Source organism: Ramlibacter sp., assembly GCF_028291745.1.
Taxonomy (GTDB): domain Bacteria; phylum Pseudomonadota; class Gammaproteobacteria; order Burkholderiales; family Burkholderiaceae_C; genus Ramlibacter.
In genome coordinates, this window is sequence record NZ_JAQGNQ010000010.1 from 53564 (window position 1) to 70334 (window position 16771).

General features: G+C 70.8%; 17 protein-coding genes. All 17 read left to right on the forward strand.

Annotation, left to right across the window (positions count from 1 at the left end; all coding sequences use genetic code 11):
* Window positions 1–16 precede the first annotated feature (16 nt).
* The 17 genes from JWP60_RS01585 (at window position 17) to JWP60_RS01665 (ending at window position 16768) form a co-directional block, all read left to right on the forward strand.
* Entirely contained in the window at window positions 17–928 is a 912-nt protein-coding gene (locus tag JWP60_RS01585; RefSeq protein ID WP_299785717.1) for a hypothetical protein, read from the forward strand.
* The gene (locus tag JWP60_RS01590) at window positions 925–1800 is read left to right on the forward strand and encodes a hypothetical protein (RefSeq protein WP_299785719.1); all 876 of its coding nucleotides are present in this window, start codon (window positions 925–927) and stop codon (window positions 1798–1800) included. The genes JWP60_RS01585 and JWP60_RS01590 overlap by 4 nt, the downstream gene beginning before the upstream one ends.
* On the forward strand, window positions 1797–2426 hold the full coding sequence (locus JWP60_RS01595; RefSeq protein ID WP_299785721.1) for a c(7)-type cytochrome triheme domain-containing protein: 630 nt from the start codon (window positions 1797–1799) through the stop codon (window positions 2424–2426). The genes JWP60_RS01590 and JWP60_RS01595 overlap by 4 nt, the downstream gene beginning before the upstream one ends.
* Window positions 2423–2797 (forward strand): c(7)-type cytochrome triheme domain-containing protein, encoded by a 375-nt coding sequence (locus JWP60_RS01600; RefSeq protein ID WP_299785723.1) that lies wholly within the window; start codon window positions 2423–2425, stop codon window positions 2795–2797. The genes JWP60_RS01595 and JWP60_RS01600 overlap by 4 nt, the downstream gene beginning before the upstream one ends.
* Window positions 2798–2831: 34 nt before the next feature.
* Window positions 2832–3884 (forward strand): 6-bladed beta-propeller, encoded by a 1053-nt coding sequence (locus tag JWP60_RS01605; RefSeq protein WP_299785725.1) that lies wholly within the window; start codon window positions 2832–2834, stop codon window positions 3882–3884.
* Complete coding sequence (locus tag JWP60_RS01610; protein ID WP_299785809.1) at window positions 3884–6367, forward strand: cytochrome c3 family protein; 2484 nt, start codon at window positions 3884–3886, stop codon at window positions 6365–6367. Before JWP60_RS01605 ends, JWP60_RS01610 begins: the two co-directional genes overlap by 1 nt.
* Entirely contained in the window at window positions 6364–7332 is a 969-nt protein-coding gene (locus tag JWP60_RS01615) for a hypothetical protein (RefSeq protein WP_299785727.1), read from the forward strand. The genes JWP60_RS01610 and JWP60_RS01615 overlap by 4 nt, the downstream gene beginning before the upstream one ends.
* Window positions 7329–8162, forward strand: a complete 834-nt coding sequence (gene ccsA, locus JWP60_RS01620; protein WP_299785729.1) for a cytochrome c biogenesis protein CcsA — start codon at window positions 7329–7331, stop codon at window positions 8160–8162. The genes JWP60_RS01615 and ccsA overlap by 4 nt, the downstream gene beginning before the upstream one ends.
* A complete protein-coding gene (locus tag JWP60_RS01625; protein WP_299785731.1) occupies window positions 8159–8743 on the forward strand; it encodes a tetratricopeptide repeat protein in 585 nt (194 codons plus the stop codon). Before ccsA ends, JWP60_RS01625 begins: the two co-directional genes overlap by 4 nt.
* Window positions 8744–8886: 143 nt before the next feature.
* Window positions 8887–10875: a heme lyase CcmF/NrfE family subunit gene (locus JWP60_RS01630; RefSeq protein WP_299785733.1), complete on the forward strand. Its 1989-nt coding sequence runs from the start codon at window positions 8887–8889 to the stop codon at window positions 10873–10875.
* Window positions 10872–11354 carry a cytochrome c-type biogenesis protein gene (locus JWP60_RS01635; RefSeq protein ID WP_299785736.1) on the forward strand — a complete coding sequence of 161 codons (483 nt, stop codon included), beginning with the start codon at window positions 10872–10874 and terminating at the stop codon, window positions 11352–11354. Before JWP60_RS01630 ends, JWP60_RS01635 begins: the two co-directional genes overlap by 4 nt.
* Entirely contained in the window at window positions 11351–12613 is a 1263-nt protein-coding gene (gene ccmI, locus JWP60_RS01640) for a c-type cytochrome biogenesis protein CcmI (protein ID WP_299785738.1), read from the forward strand. Before JWP60_RS01635 ends, ccmI begins: the two co-directional genes overlap by 4 nt.
* Entirely contained in the window at window positions 12610–13128 is a 519-nt protein-coding gene (locus tag JWP60_RS01645; RefSeq protein ID WP_299785740.1) for a TlpA disulfide reductase family protein, read from the forward strand. Before ccmI ends, JWP60_RS01645 begins: the two co-directional genes overlap by 4 nt.
* Window positions 13128–14498, forward strand: coding sequence for an ATP-binding protein (locus JWP60_RS01650; RefSeq protein ID WP_299785743.1), 1371 nt, complete (start codon window positions 13128–13130; stop codon window positions 14496–14498). Before JWP60_RS01645 ends, JWP60_RS01650 begins: the two co-directional genes overlap by 1 nt.
* A complete protein-coding gene (locus JWP60_RS01655) occupies window positions 14461–15846 on the forward strand; it encodes a sigma-54 dependent transcriptional regulator (protein WP_299785744.1) in 1386 nt (461 codons plus the stop codon). The genes JWP60_RS01650 and JWP60_RS01655 overlap by 38 nt, the downstream gene beginning before the upstream one ends.
* A 68-nt stretch (window positions 15847–15914) precedes the next feature.
* On the forward strand, window positions 15915–16436 hold the full coding sequence (locus tag JWP60_RS01660; protein WP_299785745.1) for a hypothetical protein: 522 nt from the start codon (window positions 15915–15917) through the stop codon (window positions 16434–16436).
* A complete protein-coding gene (locus JWP60_RS01665; protein ID WP_299785747.1) occupies window positions 16433–16768 on the forward strand; it encodes a cytochrome c in 336 nt (111 codons plus the stop codon). The genes JWP60_RS01660 and JWP60_RS01665 overlap by 4 nt, the downstream gene beginning before the upstream one ends.
* Window positions 16769–16771 lie beyond the last annotated feature (3 nt).

The following is a 16771-nucleotide window of genomic DNA, read 5'->3' on the forward strand; positions in this document are numbered from 1 at the left end:
GCGACCGGAGGAGACCATGAACATCAAGTCCTACCGCTGCCACGCTGCCGTGGCACTCGTCCTGCTGCAACTGGCTGGCGAGCCGCGCGCGCAGCCCGGCACCGCCGCCGCAGCGGTCGTGTCGCCGCAAGTCCTCGCGCAAAAGAGCGCGATGGTCGACAAGGTGCTGAACGAGTCGCCGGTGGCGGCGCGCGTCCTGAGCAGCGGCAACGAGCAGGCGCGATGGCACTTCGGCCACGCCCGCGAACTGGCCGCGCACGCCGCGGCGTTGCGCACCGACGGCCTGCTGCGCGCCGCCGACGGCCTGCTGAACGAAGCGATCTGGGAGATCAGCCGCGCGCAGCAGCTGGTGCCCGACCCCGGCACGCAGCAGGCCGGCGAGCGCTCCCGCTACGCGCAACTGGAAGACAGCGTCGCCGCGCTCAAGCGCACCGCACAGATCGCCCTGCCCCCGGCTGCCGCCACGCAGGGCGAAAGCCGCGACATGATGCTGGCCCGCGCCGACCTGCTGGCCGACCAGGCCGGCCAGCTGGCGCGCGCCGACCGCTACATCGAGGCCAACAAGCAGCTCGATGCGGCGCTGATGCTGCTGCTGCGGGACGCCTCGGCGCGGCTGGCGGGCCACACGATCGTGTACGACGTGCGCTTCGCGGATCGCCACGAAGAGTTCGCGTTCGAGCTGGAGCGCCATCGCAGCTTCGAGCGGCTGGTGCCGCTGGCGCTGCTGGAGTTCAGGCCGGCGCCGGAAGCCCGGGCGCTGGCCGAGCGCAACGTGACGCAGGCGCGCGAACTGCGCGAGCGCGCCGAGGCGCAGTTCGCCCGCAACCCGCTCGCGGCCATCAAGGACATCAGCGACGGCACCGACGCCTTGCGGCGGGCGCTGCAGGCCGCCGGCCTGGTGGTGCCGCAGACGATGGAATCCCGATGAGCACCTTCCTCTCCCCGCGCAACGTGCGCGGCGCCGCCATTTCGCTCGTCCTGTGCCTCGCCGCGGGCATGGCCTGCGCCCAGCCGCGGATGTCGATCGACCGGGAGCAGCTGGAACGCAAGCTGCAATCGACCGGCACGCTGATCGAGACCTCCTCGGGCGCCAGGCAGATCGAGGCCAGCGGCGTAGTCGAAGCGGCAGCCCGGCGCGCCGACGCGCGTGAACTGCACCAGCGCGCCCGTGTCGCGCTGACCGCCGGCGAGCTGGAGAAGGCGGCGAAACTCCTGGACGAATCCTCCCGCGCGATGTTCGACGGCGTGCGCCTGGCCGCCCCGTCGCAGGTGACCGAAGCCAAGCAGCGCGCCGACTACCAGGCGCGGCTGGACTCCACGCGCGCGCTGATCGAGGCGCAAAAGCGCATCTCCGCCGAGAAGGGCGGCACCCGCGCGGCCGAACCGTCGCGGCAGGCCGAGGCCCTGATCGGCGAGGCGGACAAGCTGGCGGCAGCCGGCCGGCTGACCGACGCACGCCACACCCTGGACCAGGCGTACCTCACGGTGAAGGCAGCGATCGGCAGCCAGCGCGAGGGGGATACGCTCGTGCGCTCGCTGAACTTCGCCACGCCGGCCGACGAATACGCCTACGAAGTCGACCGCAACGACACCCACCGCATGCTGGTGCAGATGCTGCTGAAGGACCGCCATGGCGATGCGATGGTGGACCAGGCAGTGGCCGCCTCCGGCAAGCTGCGCACGCAGGCGGAGGGCGAAGCGTCCCGCAACGACCACCGGAGCGCGATCCGCACGCTGGAGGACTCCACGCGCGAACTGGTGAAGGCAATCCGCGCCGCCGGTGTCTACATCCCGGGATGACCATGGCCCGTGGCTGCCTGCCTGCAAGCACCCTGCGACGCGCAGTTGCGCGCCAGCGCGCAGGCGTGCGGTGGCTGCTCGCGCTGTTGCTGGCAGCGATGGGCCTGGCGGCACTGGCACAGAACCGGGGCTGGGTGCGGATCGCGGCTGACGGTCTGCACGATCCGCGCAGTCCGGCGCTGGGCGTGCTGCAGGAACCGGGCGAGGCGCTGGCGGCGCTGCCGCACGACGCAGTCGGCAACCAGGTCCGCTGGGTCAAGGCACTGGACGAGGGCGCGATCCAGCCGCGCACCAACATCCTGCCGGAGACCCGGGTCAACCTGCGGCTGTCCGAGGTGCTGCTGAAGAACACCGGCGAGATGGCGATGGTGCGCTTCCCGCATCGCCAGCACACCGCCTGGCTCGATTGCAGCAACTGCCACGGCGCCGCGGGCCTGTTCGAGCAGCAGGCCGGCGCGACGAAGATCAACATGATGCTGATCCTGTCCGGGGAGAAATGCGGGCTGTGCCACGGGGCGGTCGCGTTCCCGCTGACCGAATGCAAGCGCTGCCACAGCGTGGAGCGCGGCAGCCCCGAGCACCAGGCCTTCGGCAACGCGCTGGTGCGCGAGGCGACGCCTCCGTGAACCTCGTGCCCTGCGCACTCGTGCTGGCGCTCGGGCTGGGCGTCGCCATGCCGGCGGCGGCGGAGTACGCGGACGTGGTCCTGGACCGCGCGTCCACGAAGAACGGCATGCGGCCGGTGGTGTTTCCGCACTGGTTCCACCGCATCCGCTTTCGCTGCAAGGTGTGCCATTCGGAACTGGGCTTCAAGATGCGGGCAGGGTCCAATGCGATCCAGATGAACGACATCATCGAAGGGCGCTTTTGCGGCATGTGCCACAACGGTCAGATCGCCTGGACACCGGACCGCTGCGACCTGTGCCACTCCGGCAAGCCGGGGGTCGCGCCGGGCATCTACGGCGCGTCGGAAACGAAGGGGCCGGGCAAATGGTGAACGTCGGCCTGCCCATGGCACCGGAGGGACGGCGATGAGCGCGCCGCAACTGCTGCTTTGTGCCGTCGTGCTGCTGCTCGTCGGCTGCGCCAGCGAACCCATGGTGATGCAGCTGGATGCGCCGCAGAATGCCAGCGCCCGCCTGTTCCCGCCGCCGCAAACGCAGGAGGAGCCGCGCTACCGTTACCTCGGCCAGCTGCTGGGCGAGAGCAACTTCAAGCCCAAGGACGGCGGCGGCCGCAAGCTGCTGGCCTGGATCGCCGGCCTGGGCGAAGAGCGCGAGACGCCGGTGACGTTGCAGCGGCCGCAGTCGGGCGTGGTGGACGCTGCCGGCCGCGTGCTCGTCACTGATGTCAGCCGCAACGCGATCTACGTGTTCGACGAGGCGGCGGGCAAGCTCGATGTGTGGGAGCGGGCCTCGCGGCGCGAACGCTTCGCCGCGCCGATCGCGATCGCGCTGGGACGCGGCGGCGAGTTCCTGGTGAGCGACGCCGAACTCGGTCGCGTGTTCCGGCTCGCTGGCGACGGCACGCCGCTGGGCGAGTTCGGCGCCGGCGTGCTGCGGCGGCCCACCGGCATCGCCCGCGACGCGCAGCGCGGCCGCGTGTTCGTCGCCGACACGCACTCGCACGACATCAAGGTGTTCGACGACGACGGCAAGCTGCTGGCGACCTGGGGACACCGCGGCGAAGGCCCGGGCGAACTGAACTACCCGACGCACCTGGCCTTCGCGGACGGCACGCTGCTGGTGACCGACGCGATGAACGCGCGCGTGCAGGGCTTCGACCGCGAAGGCAAGCCGGTGTTGCGCATCGGCCAGCGCGGGCTGTACGTGGGCAACCTGGTGCGGCCCAAGGGCGTGGCCGCCGACGATGAAGGCAACGTCTATGTCGTCGAATCCATGCACGACAGCCTGCTGGTGTACGACCGCGAGGGCCGCTTCCTGATGGCGCTGGGCGGCACCGACGTGGAGGCGAGCAAGTTCTACCTGCCCGCCGGGGTCTGGGTCGATGCGCGCAATCGCGTGTTCGTCGCCGACATGTTCAATGGCCGCGTCGCGGTGTTCCAGTTCCTGGGCGGCAAGTGATGATCACGCGCCTGGCCGCCTTGCTCGTCACGGTGCTGCTCGCCCTGCTGCCGCCGGCATCGTATGCGGCGAAGGTTCCGGACATCGCCAACACGAAGCACAACCTGTCGGCCAACGGGCCGGGCACTGTCAAGGCGACCAGCGAAACGCAGATCTGCGTGTTCTGCCATACGCCGCACTCCGCAGAGAACATCCCGGGCGCGCCGCTGTGGAACCGCAAGCTCTCCGGCGCCACCTACAACACCTACCAATCCAGTTCGATCGACGCCAGCATCGACGAACTCTCCAAGGGTCCGGGCGGACTGTCGCGCCTGTGCCTGTCGTGCCACGACGGCACGATGGCGATCGGCAGCGTCAACGTCCTGAACGGCCAGGCCAGCCCGACGATCAACATGGCGGGCACCGGCACCGGCGGCACGATGCCTGCGGGCAGCGGCGCCAGCACCGGCTTCACGCGCAACCTGGGCGTGGACCTGACCAACGATCACCCGATCTCCTTCACCTACGACGCGTCGGTCGCGGCGCTCGACGGCGAACTGCGCAGCCCGGATGGCAACGTGGTCGGCACGCGCACGCGCGGCGGCGCCAAGCCCAAGCTGCCGCTGGAGAACGGGCAGATGCAGTGCACCACCTGCCACGACCCGCACCTGAAGGAGACCGATCCGCTCAAGGGAGCAGCCAAGTTCCTGCGCCTGAACCGGCTGCAGGAGAGCACGCCCACCGGTGGCGCCTTCTCCGAGACCGGCGACATCTTCTGCCTGGCCTGCCACGAGAAGGCCGGCCAGACGTGGGCGCTGTCGGCGCACGCCAACCCGCTGGTGGCCGACGAACTGTTCAGCGCTGCTGGCGCCACCCAGCGCGAGTTCCCGGCCAACCTCCCGGTCTGGCGCGCGGCCTGCATGTCCTGCCACGACACGCACACCGTGCAAGGTGCGCGCCGCCTGCTGCGCGAAGGCACCGACAGCCTGGCCAAGCCCAAGTCCGGCGGCAATTCCGCCATCGAGGAGACCTGCTACCAGTGCCACTCGTCCACCGCCGAGACCGCGCTCTCCAGCGTCGCGACGGTGCCGAACATCAAGGACGATTTCTCGCTGCCGCGGCACATGCCGATCAGATCGAGCGAGCAACAGACCGGCGGCGAGGTGCACGACATCGGCACCGGCACCGGCCTGCAGCGGGGCAAGGACTTCATCGAGGACCCGCGCCTTCTCGGCAAGGGCGACCTGAAGAACCGGCACGTCGAATGCACCGACTGCCACAACCCGCATCGCGTGGTGAAGAACCGGTTGTTCAACGCCAACCCCGCGACGCCCGATGCCGCCGGCACGCACAACCACGCGGCCGGCCACACCAACATCGCCTCCGGCGTGCTGCGCGGCAGCCATGGCGTGCAGCCGGTGTACGGCGGCGCAGCCTTCGGCAGCCTGGCGGCTGCCTACGACGTCAAGCGCGGCGACGGCGGCGTCGGCGCCAGCAACGCCGTGGGCAGCGCGTGGGTGACGCGCGAGTACCAGGTGTGCATGAAGTGCCATTCCAGCTACGCGTTCGACACGCCGCCCAAGCTGGGCGACAGCGGTGGCGGCACGCCCTCCGGGACCAACGGGCTGCTGAATTTCACCGACCAGGCCATGGAGTTCCAGGCACCGGCCGGCCACAAGGGCGAGACCACCACCACCGACTCGGGCGCCTTCGCCGGCACGCCACCGGGGCAGACCTACTCGGTGAACTACCGCAGCAACAACCACCGTGGCTGGCACCCGGTGCAGGACAGCACCGGCCGCTCGCTGGCCGTGCGGCAGATGACGGCCGCCCAGGCCACCACCGCCTGGCGCGCGCCCTTCAACGCTGCCGGCGATGTCGGCACGCAGACCATGTACTGCACCGACTGCCACGGCTCCAACACCGGCCCGGCGGACGTGGTGCCGGCCGGCGGCGAGAACGGCAGCCCGTGGGGGCCGCACGGCTCGACCAACAATTTCCTGCTCAAGGGCGAGTGGAGCGCCACCACGGGCGCCAGTTCGTCCGGCACGCAGACCGCCAATGCCCTGTGCTTCAAGTGCCACAACCCGGCCAACTATGCGAGCAAGGGCGGCCTGGGCGGCGGCAGCAACCGCACGACCGGCTTCTACAACAACGACAAGGGCAACCTGCACGCCTTCCACACGGACAAGATCGGCCGCATCCGCTGCAGCTGGTGCCACACCGCCGTGCCGCACGGCTGGAAGAACAAGGCTTTCCTGGTGAACCTGAACGATGTCGGCCCCGAGGGCGGACTGGCCGCCGGCACGCAGGTGCGCAACAACACCACGGCGGGCTACAACAACGCGCCCTACTACCTGAACGCCGTGCTCAAGGTGCGCACCTTCGCGGCCAGCGGCAACTGGGTCGACACCAACTGCGGCTCCGCTGGCGCGCCGGGCAATGGACAATCGGGCAAGGACTGGATGGGCGGCGGCAGCGAAGCCTGCAGCAACATGCCATGAAGCACGTGCTGCAACGCCTCGCCTCGCCTCGGCTCACGCTCGCCGGCTTCGCGCTGCTGGTGGGGGTGATCGTCGCCGGCCTGCACTGGCCCGCCGCGCCAACGCTGGCGTTCGTCGCCCCGCTCGCGCTCCTGGGCCTCAACCTGGCCGCCGCGATCGCGATGCGGCCCGCCTTGCGGCGCGGCGGCCTCGGCCTGTTCCACTTCGCACTGCTGGCGTTCCTGCTGCTCGCGGGCTGGGGGCGGCTGACGCACTTCGATGGCCGGGTCGAGGTTGCGCAGGATGGCTTCTTCGATCCTGCGCTGGTGGAAGTCACCGGCCAGGGTCCGTGGCACGGCGAGGCGTGGAAGCGCCTGCAGTTCCGCCAGGGCGGCTGGGAGGTGGACTACCGGCCGGGCGTCAAGCGCGCCCACACCCGCAGCCTGGCGTGGCTGCCGGGCGAGCAGGAACCGCGCACGGTGGGCGACGACACCGCGCTGATCCTCGCCGGCTACCGCTTCTACACGACGCCCAACAAGGGCTTCGCGCCGCTGCTGGCCTGGCAGGCGACCGGCGCCGAGACTATGCAGGGAGTGCTGCACATGCCCAGCTACCCCATGTTCGACTGGAAGCAGGAGCAGGCCTGGACCGCGCCCGACGGCACCGCGCTGCGCTTCTGGCTGCGCATCGAGCGGCCGATCGCGCAGGAGGTGGCCTGGACGCTGTCGACCAAGGACGTGCCCGCGCTGCTGGTCGTGGAAGCCGCCGGCGTCCGGCACGAACTGCGCCCGGGCGGCGCGCTCACCCTGCCATCCGGCACGCTGCGCTACGAGCGGCTGCTGGGATGGATGGGCTATCGCATCTTCTACGATCCCACGCTGATCCCGCTGCTGGCGGCGGCGCTGCTGGGCGTCGCCGGGCTCGCGTGGCATTTGTGGCGGCGGATCGGCCGGCTGGCACCCGGCTTGCAAGGAGTCCTGGCATGAGCCTCGCCCAGCATGCTATCGATACCTGGGTCCTGTACCTCGGCGCGTTGCTGGTGGCCGGCTCCGCCCTGCTCGCCTGGCGCGTGACGGCTGTGACCACGGTGCGCAGCGCGCCGGTGCGCGTGCTGTCGCTGCACGATCTGGCGCTGGCCGTGCTGGCCGTCGGCATTGCGCTGCGCTGGGCGCGCATCGGCCACGGCCCCTTCCTGAGCCTGTTCGAGGTGCTGGCCAGCAGCCTGGTGAGCCTGGGCCTGGTCTGGCGCATCGCGGGCCTGCGCCTGCCGCTGCTGCGTGAGAGCGCGCCCGTGGTGCTGTCGCTGCTATCCGTCATGGGCATCTGGCTGCTGGTGGCCAACCCCGCCGACACGCTGCTGCCGCCCACCTACGAGATGCCTATCCTCTGGGTGCACGTGGCGCTCGGAAAGATCTTCCTCGGTTGCGCCTTCGTCGCCACCGGACTCGCCGGCGTGCTGCTCGCGCGCCGCAGCAGGCGTGGCGCGCGCTGGTTCCGCCGCATGCCCGGCGACGCCGCGCTGGACCTGCTCGCCTGGCGCTTCATGCTGGCAGGACTGGTGTTCGAGAGCCTGATGCTGATTGCCGGGGCCGTGTGGGCGCAGGACGCCTGGGGCCGCTTCTGGGCCTGGGACCCGCTGGAGACCTGGGCCTTCATCACCTGGATCGCGCTGTCGGCGGCCGTGCATGCCCGCATCACCTGGCAGGTCGGGCCGCGCGTGGGCGCGTTGATGATCGCCGGCGTGTTCGCCATCGCCTTCCTCACCTTCTTCGGCGTGCCGTTCCTCAGCCTCGCGCCGCACAAGGGCGCCGTATGAAAAACCCGACGACGCTGGCCGCCGCCATCCTGGTGCCGGCCCTCGTGCTGGTCGGCGGCATCGTCCGCTTCGCCGGCGAACCGGCCAGCGTGAGCCGGATGGAGCACCAGCAGCAGATGCAGCGCTCGGAACTGAAGCAGCGCTTCGAGCAGGGAGTGGTGATGCTGCACGCGAAGCAGTACGAGCACGCGGTCACCGCCCTGCACCGCGTGCTGGAGCTGGCGCCGCGGCTGCCGGAAGCGCATGTGAACATGGGCTATGCGCTGATCGGCCTGGCGCAGCCCGAGGCGGCCCGGGGCTTCTTCGAGGCGGCGATCGAGCTGCAGCCACGCCAGGCCAATGCCTACTACGGCCTGGCGTTGGTGGCCGAACAACAGCAGGACTACGAGAGCGCGCTCGGCGCGATGCGCACCTACCTGCACCTGGCGCCGGCCAACGATCCGCACGTGACCCGCGCGCGATCGGCGTTGTGGGAGTGGGAGGAGAAGCTGGGCCGGCATGCGCCCGGCGCAGCGTCTTCCCCGCCCGCGGTCATCCGCGCGGCGGCTGCTTCGACCGCCGCGCCCCTGCGCCAACCCTAGGCGCAGGCGGCGCCCCTTCCTGTTTCCGGGAAAGCCGCCGCGCGCTTCCTGCCGGCGGGAAGCGACAGCCCCTGCGGACACGGTTTTCGGCGCAATTCGTCTGGCACGCTCCGTGCACGTCACGCTCCCCACCGGGAGCAACAATGATTGGTGAAATCGGCCACTTCTGCCTGATCGTCGCGCTGATGCTGGCGCTGGCGCAAGGGATCCTGCCGCTGCTGGGGGCCGCGCGCGGGCGCAGCACCTGGATGGCGGTGGCGCAGCCGGCGGCGCAGGGGCAGTTCCTGTTCGTGGCGATCGCCTTCGCCCTGCTCGTGAGCGCCTTCCTGAACAACGACTTCAGCATCGCCGTGGTGGCGCAGAACTCCAACACGCAACTGCCCACGCCCTATCGCGTGGCGGCCGTGTGGGGCGGCCACGAAGGCTCGATGCTGCTGTGGGTGCTGATGCTGTCGCTGTGGGGCATCGCCGTGTCGGTGTTCAGCCAGCGGCTGCCCACGGCCATCGTCGCCCGCGTGCTCGGGGTGATGGGGCTGCTCGGCGCCGGCTTCCTGGGCTTCCTGCTGTTCACGTCCAACCCGTTCGCGCGCCTGCTGCCGGCAGCAGGCGAAGGGCGCGACCTGAACCCGCTGCTGCAGGACCCCGGCATGGTGATCCACCCCCCGATGCTGTACATGGGCTACGTGGGCTTCTCGGTCGCCTTCGCCTTCGCGATCGCGGCCCTGCTCTCGGGCCGGCTCGACGCCACCTGGGCACGCTGGTCGCGGCCGTGGACCACCATCGCCTGGATGTTCCTCACGCTGGGCATCGCGCTCGGCTCGGGCTGGGCGTACTACGAGCTGGGCTGGGGCGGCTGGTGGTTCTGGGACCCGGTGGAGAACGCCTCCTTCCTGCCCTGGCTGGCCGGCACGGCACTGATCCACTCGCTGGCCGTCACGGAAAAGCGTGGCGTGTTCCGCTCGTGGACGGTGCTGCTGGCGATCTTCGCCTTCTCCTTCAGCCTGCTCGGGACTTTCCTCGTGCGCTCCGGCGTGCTGACCTCGGTCCACGCCTTCGCGACCGACCCCCGGCGGGGCATCTACATCCTCGCCTTCCTGGTCGCCGTCGTAGGCAGCTCGCTGGCGCTGTTCGCGGCCCGCGCTCCCAAGGTCGGCCTCGGCGGCGGCTTCAAGGCGATCTCGCGTGAAACCCTGCTGCTGGCCAACAACGTGCTGCTGTCGGTGGCCGCGGCCTCGGTGCTGCTCGGCACGCTCTATCCGCTGCTGCTCGATGCCCTCTCGCTGGGGAAGATCTCCGTCGGCCCGCCCTACTTCGAGGCCGTGTTCGTGCCGCTGATGGCGCCGGCGATCTTCCTGATGGGTGTCGGTCCGCTGGCGCGCTGGCGCGAAGCCTCGCTGCCGGACCTGGCCAAGCGCCTGCGCTGGGCCTTGGTGGCCGCGCTGGTGGCCAGTGGCGTGTCGCTCGCCGCGGGCGGCTCTCTCCTCAGTTGCTTCGGCGTGCTGCTGGCCGCGTGGGTCGCGGGCGCGACGCTGGTCACCGTGCTGGAGCGCGCCCGCAACGTCCCCGGTTCGCTGCTGCAGCGCGTCGCTCGCCTGCCCCGCCTGTTGCCGCGCGGCGAATGGGGCATGCTGCTCGCGCACTTCGGCGTCGGCGTGTTCATCTTCGGCGTGACCATGGTCAAGACCTGGGAAACCGAGCGCGACGTGCGCATGGAGCCGGGCACCACCACCACGCTGGGCGGCTATGTCTTCCGGATGGACAGCGTCGCCGAGTACACAGGCCCCAACTACCTGGGACTGCGGGCGGCGATGACGGTCACCCGCGATGGCCAGCCGGTCGCCGTGCTGCATCCGGAAAAGCGCCTCTACACGGCGCAAGGCATGCCGATGACCGAGGCGGCGATCGACGCCGGCCTCACGCGCGACCTCTATGTCTCGCTGGGCGAGAACGTCGGCGGCAGTGCCTTCGCCGTGCGGGTGCAGGTCAAGCCCTTCGTCGACTGGATCTGGGCCGGCGCGCTGCTGATGGCGCTGGGCGGATTGCTGGCAGCCACCGACCGGCGCTATCGCCTGGCCCGCGAGAGCGCACGCCAGGCGCCACAGCCCGCGCTGATTGCAGGAGCCCAGGCATGAAGCAATGGCTGAAGATAGTCGCCGTCCTGCTGGTGCTGCTTGCGGCCATGGCAGTGCGCGCGGAAGAAGCGCCGGCGCTGGCCGACGACCCGGCACTCGAAGCGCACGTCAACCGCATCGGCGAGGAACTGCGCTGCCTGGTGTGCCAGAACCAGACCATCGCCGACTCGCATGCCGGACTGGCGACCGACCTGAAGAACCAGATCCGCGAACAGCTCAAGGCCGGACGCAGCGACCGGCAGATCATGGATTTCATGGTGGAGCGCTACGGCGACTTCGTGCTGTATCGCCCGCCGCTGAAACCCACCACCATCCTGTTGTGGGCCGGGCCTTTCGTGCTGCTGGCGCTCGGCATCGCGGCCGGCGTGCTGGTGGTGCGCCGGCGCGGCGAGGTCGCGCCCAGCGTCACGCGGATCACGCAAGCGCAGCGCAGCGAGGCCGCACAACTGCTGCAGGACGAGCCGGAGATCCAAACATGACTGTTGCCTTCTGGGCCTGCGTCGCCCTGCTGCTGGCCGGCGCGCTGCTGTTTGTGCTGCCGCCACTGCTGCGCCCCACCGGCGTGCGCCGGGCCGCCGAATCGCCGCTGGCGGCGTACCGCGAACAACGGGCGCAGGTCGATGCCGAATTCGCGCGAGGAACACTCAGCCGCGAGCAGCACCAGCAGGCCCTGGCCGAACTGCAGGCCCGGGTGGTGGAGGAAGTGGGCGATCCCGCCGACCACCAGCCGCTGGACGCCGGGCCGCGATCGAAGTCGCTCGTCGCCGCCGTGGCGCTGCTGATCCCCGCCGCCGCGCTCGCGGTCTATGCGCTGACCGGCACACCCGCGGCGCTGCACGCCAGCGAGCCGCAGCAGGCGAGCGGCGAAGCGTCGCCGCATGCGATGAGCCGCGAGCAGATCGAAACGATGGTGGACAAGCTGGCCGAGAAGCTGAAGAAGAACCCTGAAGACGCCGCCGGCTGGCACATGCTGGCGCGCTCCTACGTGGCGTTCGACCGGCTGCCGGAAGCAGCGCAGGCCTACGAGCGCGCCAACCAGTTGGCGCCCGGCGATCCGCAGATCCTCTCCGATTTCGCCGACGTGCTGGCCATGGTCAACGACCGCAACCTGGAAGGCCGGCCGATGCAGCTGCTGCAGCAAGCGCTGAAGGTCGATCCGAAGCACCCGAAGTCGCTGTCGCTGGCCGGCACCGCCGCCTTCAACCGCGGCGACTTCGAGGGCGCCGCGAACTGGTGGCGACAGCTGCTGGCCACCGTGCCGCCCGACTCGCAGCAGGCCACCGCGATTCGCAGCAACATCGCCCAGGCCGACGCGGGCGGCACGCAGGTGGCGGCGCGAGCGCGGACGCCGGTCGCCGACAACGCCGGTGCCGCTGTCGCCGTCGTCGCCGCCGGCACCAGCATCGAAGGCAGCGTCACCGTGGCCGACGCGCTCAAGCCGCAGCTCGCTCCGGGCGCCACGCTGTTCGTCTATGCGCGCCCGGTCGCTGGCGGCCGCATGCCGCTGGCGATCCTGCGGGTGCCCGCGGGCGGCTTCCCGTTCCGGTTCCGGCTGGACGACTCGCAGGCGATGACCCCGCAGACCCGCCTGTCCACGCATTCGGAAGTGATGCTGGTGGCGCGCATTTCGCGCAGCGGCAACGCGATGCCGCAACCCGGCGACCTCACGGGCACGCTGGCCCCGGTGAACGTGGGTGCGCGCGACGTCCAGCTGGTGATCGTCGAGGCCGTGAAATGAAGCGCCGCGCCGCCCTGGCCTGCGCGCTCGCGGCCTGCTCCGCCGGCTGCGGCCCGTGGCCGACGCCGATCGCGACCGCAACGAAGCGGCCGAGATGGCCGACGCTCGACGTACGCGACTTCGACGGCCGCGAACTCACGCTCGCCGCCACGCCGGGCAAGCCGCAATTGATCAACCTCTGGGCCCTGTGGTGCCCACCCTGTCGCGCGGAGCTGCCCGCGCTGGAGCGGCTGGCCGGGGTGCTGGCGCCGCAGGGCATCGGCGTCACCGCCCTCGCGCTGGCCGACGACGTGTTCGCCGTGCGCGAATATCTGGCGCAGAACGCCGTTCGCCTGCGCGGCGCCGTGCTCGATCCGAAGCTGCCGGTCGTGCGCGAGGAACTGGCGATCGACGCGCTGCCGCAGACCTTCGTGGTGGACCGTGACGGCAACATCGCGGTCTGCTGGGTGGGTGCGCGCGCGTGGGACTCCGCGCCGGTCCGCGCCGATGTCGCGCGGGTGCTGCAGGGCGCCTGATGGACGCCGCCGCACCGCTGCCGCAACTCGCTGCCACGCTGCCCGCGGGCAGCGGCTGGCGCCAGCGCCGGTTCTCGCTGCGCGCGATCGGGCTGCTGGGCATCCTGGCGCTGATTGCGCTGGCCACCCTCATGGTGGTGTCGGCGCTACTGTTCCGCGGTGCGGTGCAGGCGCAGCTGCAGCAGCTGGAAGACGCCAGCGCGCGGCACGGCCTGCTGCAGCAATGGCGGCAGGAGGCGCAGCAGCGTAGCGACAGCGACGCCGCCACGCTGCAGGCGCTGGACACGGAGCTGCGCGACACGGCGGCGGAACGCCAGCGCCACCTGGCGACCACGCGCCACTACATCGACGGCAGCACGGTGACCATCGCTTCGCTCGCCTGGCTGGGGATCACCTCGATGGGCAGCCTTGCACTGCTGTTCTTCTCGCGGTTGGCCGGCGACATCGCGGCGGTGCGTGCGCGGGCGCAGGACATCCTGATGGGCGACCGCGGCCCCGGCGCACCGCTGAGCCGGCACGACGAGCTCGGCGAACTCTCGCAGGCGGTCAACGACCTGGCCGGGGCGCTGGCCCGGCACGAGCGCGACCTGGCCGTGGAGCGGCGCCACGTCATGCACCAGGAGAAGCTGGCCACCATCGGTTCGATGGCCGCCGGCGTGATCCGCGAGATCGGCAACCCGATCGCCGCCATCGACGGCTACGCGCGCGCCCTGCTGGAAGCGCGCCTCGCCTCGCCCGGCCCGCCACCGGTCACCGGGGACGAAGACGTGAAGCCGATCCTGCGGGAGACGGCGCGACTGATCGCGATCACCCGCGAGATCTCGAACCTGGCCGCGGGGCCGGCCGCCCAGTGGCAGCTGGCCAGCGTCAACCAGATCGTCACCCACACCCTCGCCCTGCTGCGCTACGAACCGCGGCTGGACGGTGTGACGGTCACGACGACGCTCGATCCGCAGTTGCCGGCCGCGATGGCCTTTGCCGACCGGCTGATGCAGATGCTCACCAACCTGGTCGTCAACGCCGCGGACGCGACGGCGGGGCTGGCGCCGCACACCGCGCGGATCGCCATCAGCACCCGGCCGGATGAGGGCGGGATCCTGCTCGTGGTCGACGACAACGGCTGCGGCATGCCGCCGGAGGTGGTTGTGCGCGCCTTCGAGCCGCTGTTCACCACCAAGCCTGCGGGCCGCGGCACCGGCCTCGGCCTGCCGCTGTGCCGCTCCGTGGTGCAGGCGCATGGCGGCCGAATCAGCCTGGCCTTGCGCCCCGGCGGCGGCACGCGGGTCACCGTCTGGCTGCCTCTTGACGGGGATGAGCCGGTAAACTGCGGCAATGAGTTCCACGCTGCAGATCCTGGTCATCGACGATGAACCCGCGATCCGGCAGATCCTTGCCGCGACGCTGACCCGCGCCGGCCATTCCGTCGAAGTCGCCGGCAGCGGCCGCGCGGCACTGATGCGCCTGGCCAAGGGGGACGTGGAGGTCGCGCTGTGCGACATCAACATGCCGGACCTGACCGGCATCGAAGTGGTCCGCGAGGCGCGCGCCAGCGGCGTCGACACCACCTTCATCATGATGACCGCCTTCTCCTCGGTGGACACCGCGGTCGAGGCCATGAAGGCCGGCGCCAGCGACTACATGATCAAGCCGCTGCGTTCGGAGGAACTGCAGCAGCGGCTGGACCAGATCTCGGACCTGCGCGGCCTGCGCGGAGAGAACGAGACGCTGCGCAAGCTGGTGGTGGGCCGCAGCGACGACCGCTGCGTCGCGCTCTCTGCGGCGATGAAGCAGCTCGATCGCCTGGTCGCCAAGGTGGCGCCGACCGACAGCACCGTGCTGATCACCGGCGAGAGCGGCACCGGCAAGGGCGTGACGGCGCGCTCGATCCACCAGCAGAGCCAGCGTGCCGGCGCGCCCTTCATCCCGGTGAACTGCGGCGCCATCCCCGAGAACCTGCTGGAAAGCGAATTCTTCGGCCACACGCGCGGTGCCTTCACCGGCGCCGACCGCGCGCGCAAGGGCCTGTTCCTGGAGGCCGACCGCGGCACCATCTTCCTCGACGAGATCGGCGAGTTGCCGCTGGAGTTGCAGGTGAAGCTGCTGCACGTGCTGGAGGCGCGCGAGATCCGGCCGCTGGGCAGCGAGCAGGTGCGCAAGATCAACGTGCGCATCATCGCTGCCACCAATCGCGACCTCAAGGAAATGGTCGCGGCAGGGCGCTTCCGGGAGGACCTGTACTTTCGCATCAGCGGCTTCCTCGTTACGGTGCCGCCACTGCGCGAGCGGCGCGAAGACATCCCGCCGCTGATCCGCTATCTGCTCGCGCGCGGTGCCGAGCGCTTCGGCGTGGCCGGCAAGCTGGCGCTGGATGCGGAGGCCGAGGACATCCTGGTGGGCTACGACTGGCCGGGCAACGTGCGCGAACTCGAGAACGTGCTGCAGCGTGCGACCATCCTCGCCGAGGACGGCCGCATCACGGTGGCCGACCTGCCGCCCAACATCACGCCCACCACGCCCGCCGGCACCACCCTGCCAGCCGCCGCGCGCGGCCAGCTGCGCGAGCAGCTCCGCGATTTCGAGCACGGACTGATCCTGCGCGCGATCGAGGAATGCGACGGCGACCGCCGCGCCGCAGCCCAGGCCCTGGGCATCGGCCTGTCCAGCCTGTACCGCAAGCTGGAAGAGCATGAGCAGGGTCGCGACACGCCGGAGGCTTAGTCACCAACGGATGGCCGGGCCCTGATCCACCTCAAGCCGGGTGGTCTGGAAGTTGCACTGAAGGGTGCATGAACACCCTTCAAGCCACCCGCTTCCTCGCGCGCTGCACCCTGTGGACGGGTGCGCTGTTCGCCGCCTTGGGCCTGCATGCGGGCCCCGCCGAAGACGTGCAGCAGGCCGATGCCCTGCTGCGCACCGGCGACGTCCCCGATGCCATGTCGCTGCTGCGGCGGGCCGCCGACCAGGACCACCCGCTGGCAATGGCGCGCCTGGGCGACCTGCTGCGAGCCGCCGAATTCGAGAGCGAAGCCGTCGTCCTGTACCGCAAGGCCGCCGAACGCGGCGAGCCCGCCGGCGAGGTCGGCCTGGGCCGCGCCTATGCCGACGGCGCCGGCGTGGCGCAGGACCCGGCGCAGGCGCTGGAGCTCTATCGCAAGGCGGAGGGCAGGAACTACGGCCCGGCCTTCGACCAGCTGGCGCGCGCCTATCGCACCGGGACGCTGGGCCTGGCCAAGGACCCCGAGCTGGCGAGGGCCTACCAGCGCAAGGCCGACGCTGCGCCGAAGAACGCCGCCGCGGAGGTCAGGTGATCTCGATTCTGGCGCTGCGCGCAGCCGCTTTCCCGCGCTCGGGAATGCTCGCCGCGATGCTGCTCGCGCTCGCCGCGGGCCCTGCAGCCGCGGCGGACATCGCCCGGGGTGGCACGCTCTACGCAACGCACTGCGCGATGTGCCACGGCGCCAGTGGCACGCCCGTGATGCCCGGCGCCCCCAACTTCCGGCGCATGGAGGCACTGATGCGTCCCGACATGCAGCTGCTTACCGCGATCCGCAATGGCAAGGGCGCGATGCCCGGCTACTTCGGCGTGCTGCGGGACCGCGAGATCCTGGACGTGGTGGCCTACCTGAGGACCCTCAGCTGATGA

Excerpts from the sequence above, each read along its gene's own strand:
- JWP60_RS01585 (WP_299785717.1), top strand. The coding sequence starts at position 17 with ATGAACATCAAGTCCTACCGCTGCCACGCTGCCGTGGCACTCGTCCTG.
- JWP60_RS01590 (WP_299785719.1), top strand. The coding sequence starts at position 925 with ATGAGCACCTTCCTCTCCCCGCGCAACGTGCGCGGCGCCGCCATTTCG.
- JWP60_RS01595 (WP_299785721.1), top strand. The coding sequence starts at position 1,797 with ATGACCATGGCCCGTGGCTGCCTGCCTGCAAGCACCCTGCGACGCGCA.
- JWP60_RS01605 (WP_299785725.1), top strand. The coding sequence starts at position 2,832 with ATGAGCGCGCCGCAACTGCTGCTTTGTGCCGTCGTGCTGCTGCTCGTC.
- JWP60_RS01610 (WP_299785809.1), top strand. The coding sequence starts at position 3,884 with ATGATCACGCGCCTGGCCGCCTTGCTCGTCACGGTGCTGCTCGCCCTG.
- JWP60_RS01615 (WP_299785727.1), top strand. The coding sequence starts at position 6,364 with ATGAAGCACGTGCTGCAACGCCTCGCCTCGCCTCGGCTCACGCTCGCC.
- ccsA (WP_299785729.1), top strand. The coding sequence starts at position 7,329 with ATGAGCCTCGCCCAGCATGCTATCGATACCTGGGTCCTGTACCTCGGC.
- JWP60_RS01625 (WP_299785731.1), top strand. The coding sequence starts at position 8,159 with ATGAAAAACCCGACGACGCTGGCCGCCGCCATCCTGGTGCCGGCCCTC.
- JWP60_RS01630 (WP_299785733.1), top strand. The coding sequence starts at position 8,887 with ATGATTGGTGAAATCGGCCACTTCTGCCTGATCGTCGCGCTGATGCTG.
- JWP60_RS01635 (WP_299785736.1), top strand. The coding sequence starts at position 10,872 with ATGAAGCAATGGCTGAAGATAGTCGCCGTCCTGCTGGTGCTGCTTGCG.
- ccmI (WP_299785738.1), top strand. The coding sequence starts at position 11,351 with ATGACTGTTGCCTTCTGGGCCTGCGTCGCCCTGCTGCTGGCCGGCGCG.
- JWP60_RS01645 (WP_299785740.1), top strand. The coding sequence starts at position 12,610 with ATGAAGCGCCGCGCCGCCCTGGCCTGCGCGCTCGCGGCCTGCTCCGCC.
- JWP60_RS01650 (WP_299785743.1), top strand. The coding sequence starts at position 13,128 with ATGGACGCCGCCGCACCGCTGCCGCAACTCGCTGCCACGCTGCCCGCG.
- JWP60_RS01655 (WP_299785744.1), top strand. The coding sequence starts at position 14,461 with ATGAGTTCCACGCTGCAGATCCTGGTCATCGACGATGAACCCGCGATC.
- JWP60_RS01660 (WP_299785745.1), top strand. The coding sequence starts at position 15,915 with ATGAACACCCTTCAAGCCACCCGCTTCCTCGCGCGCTGCACCCTGTGG.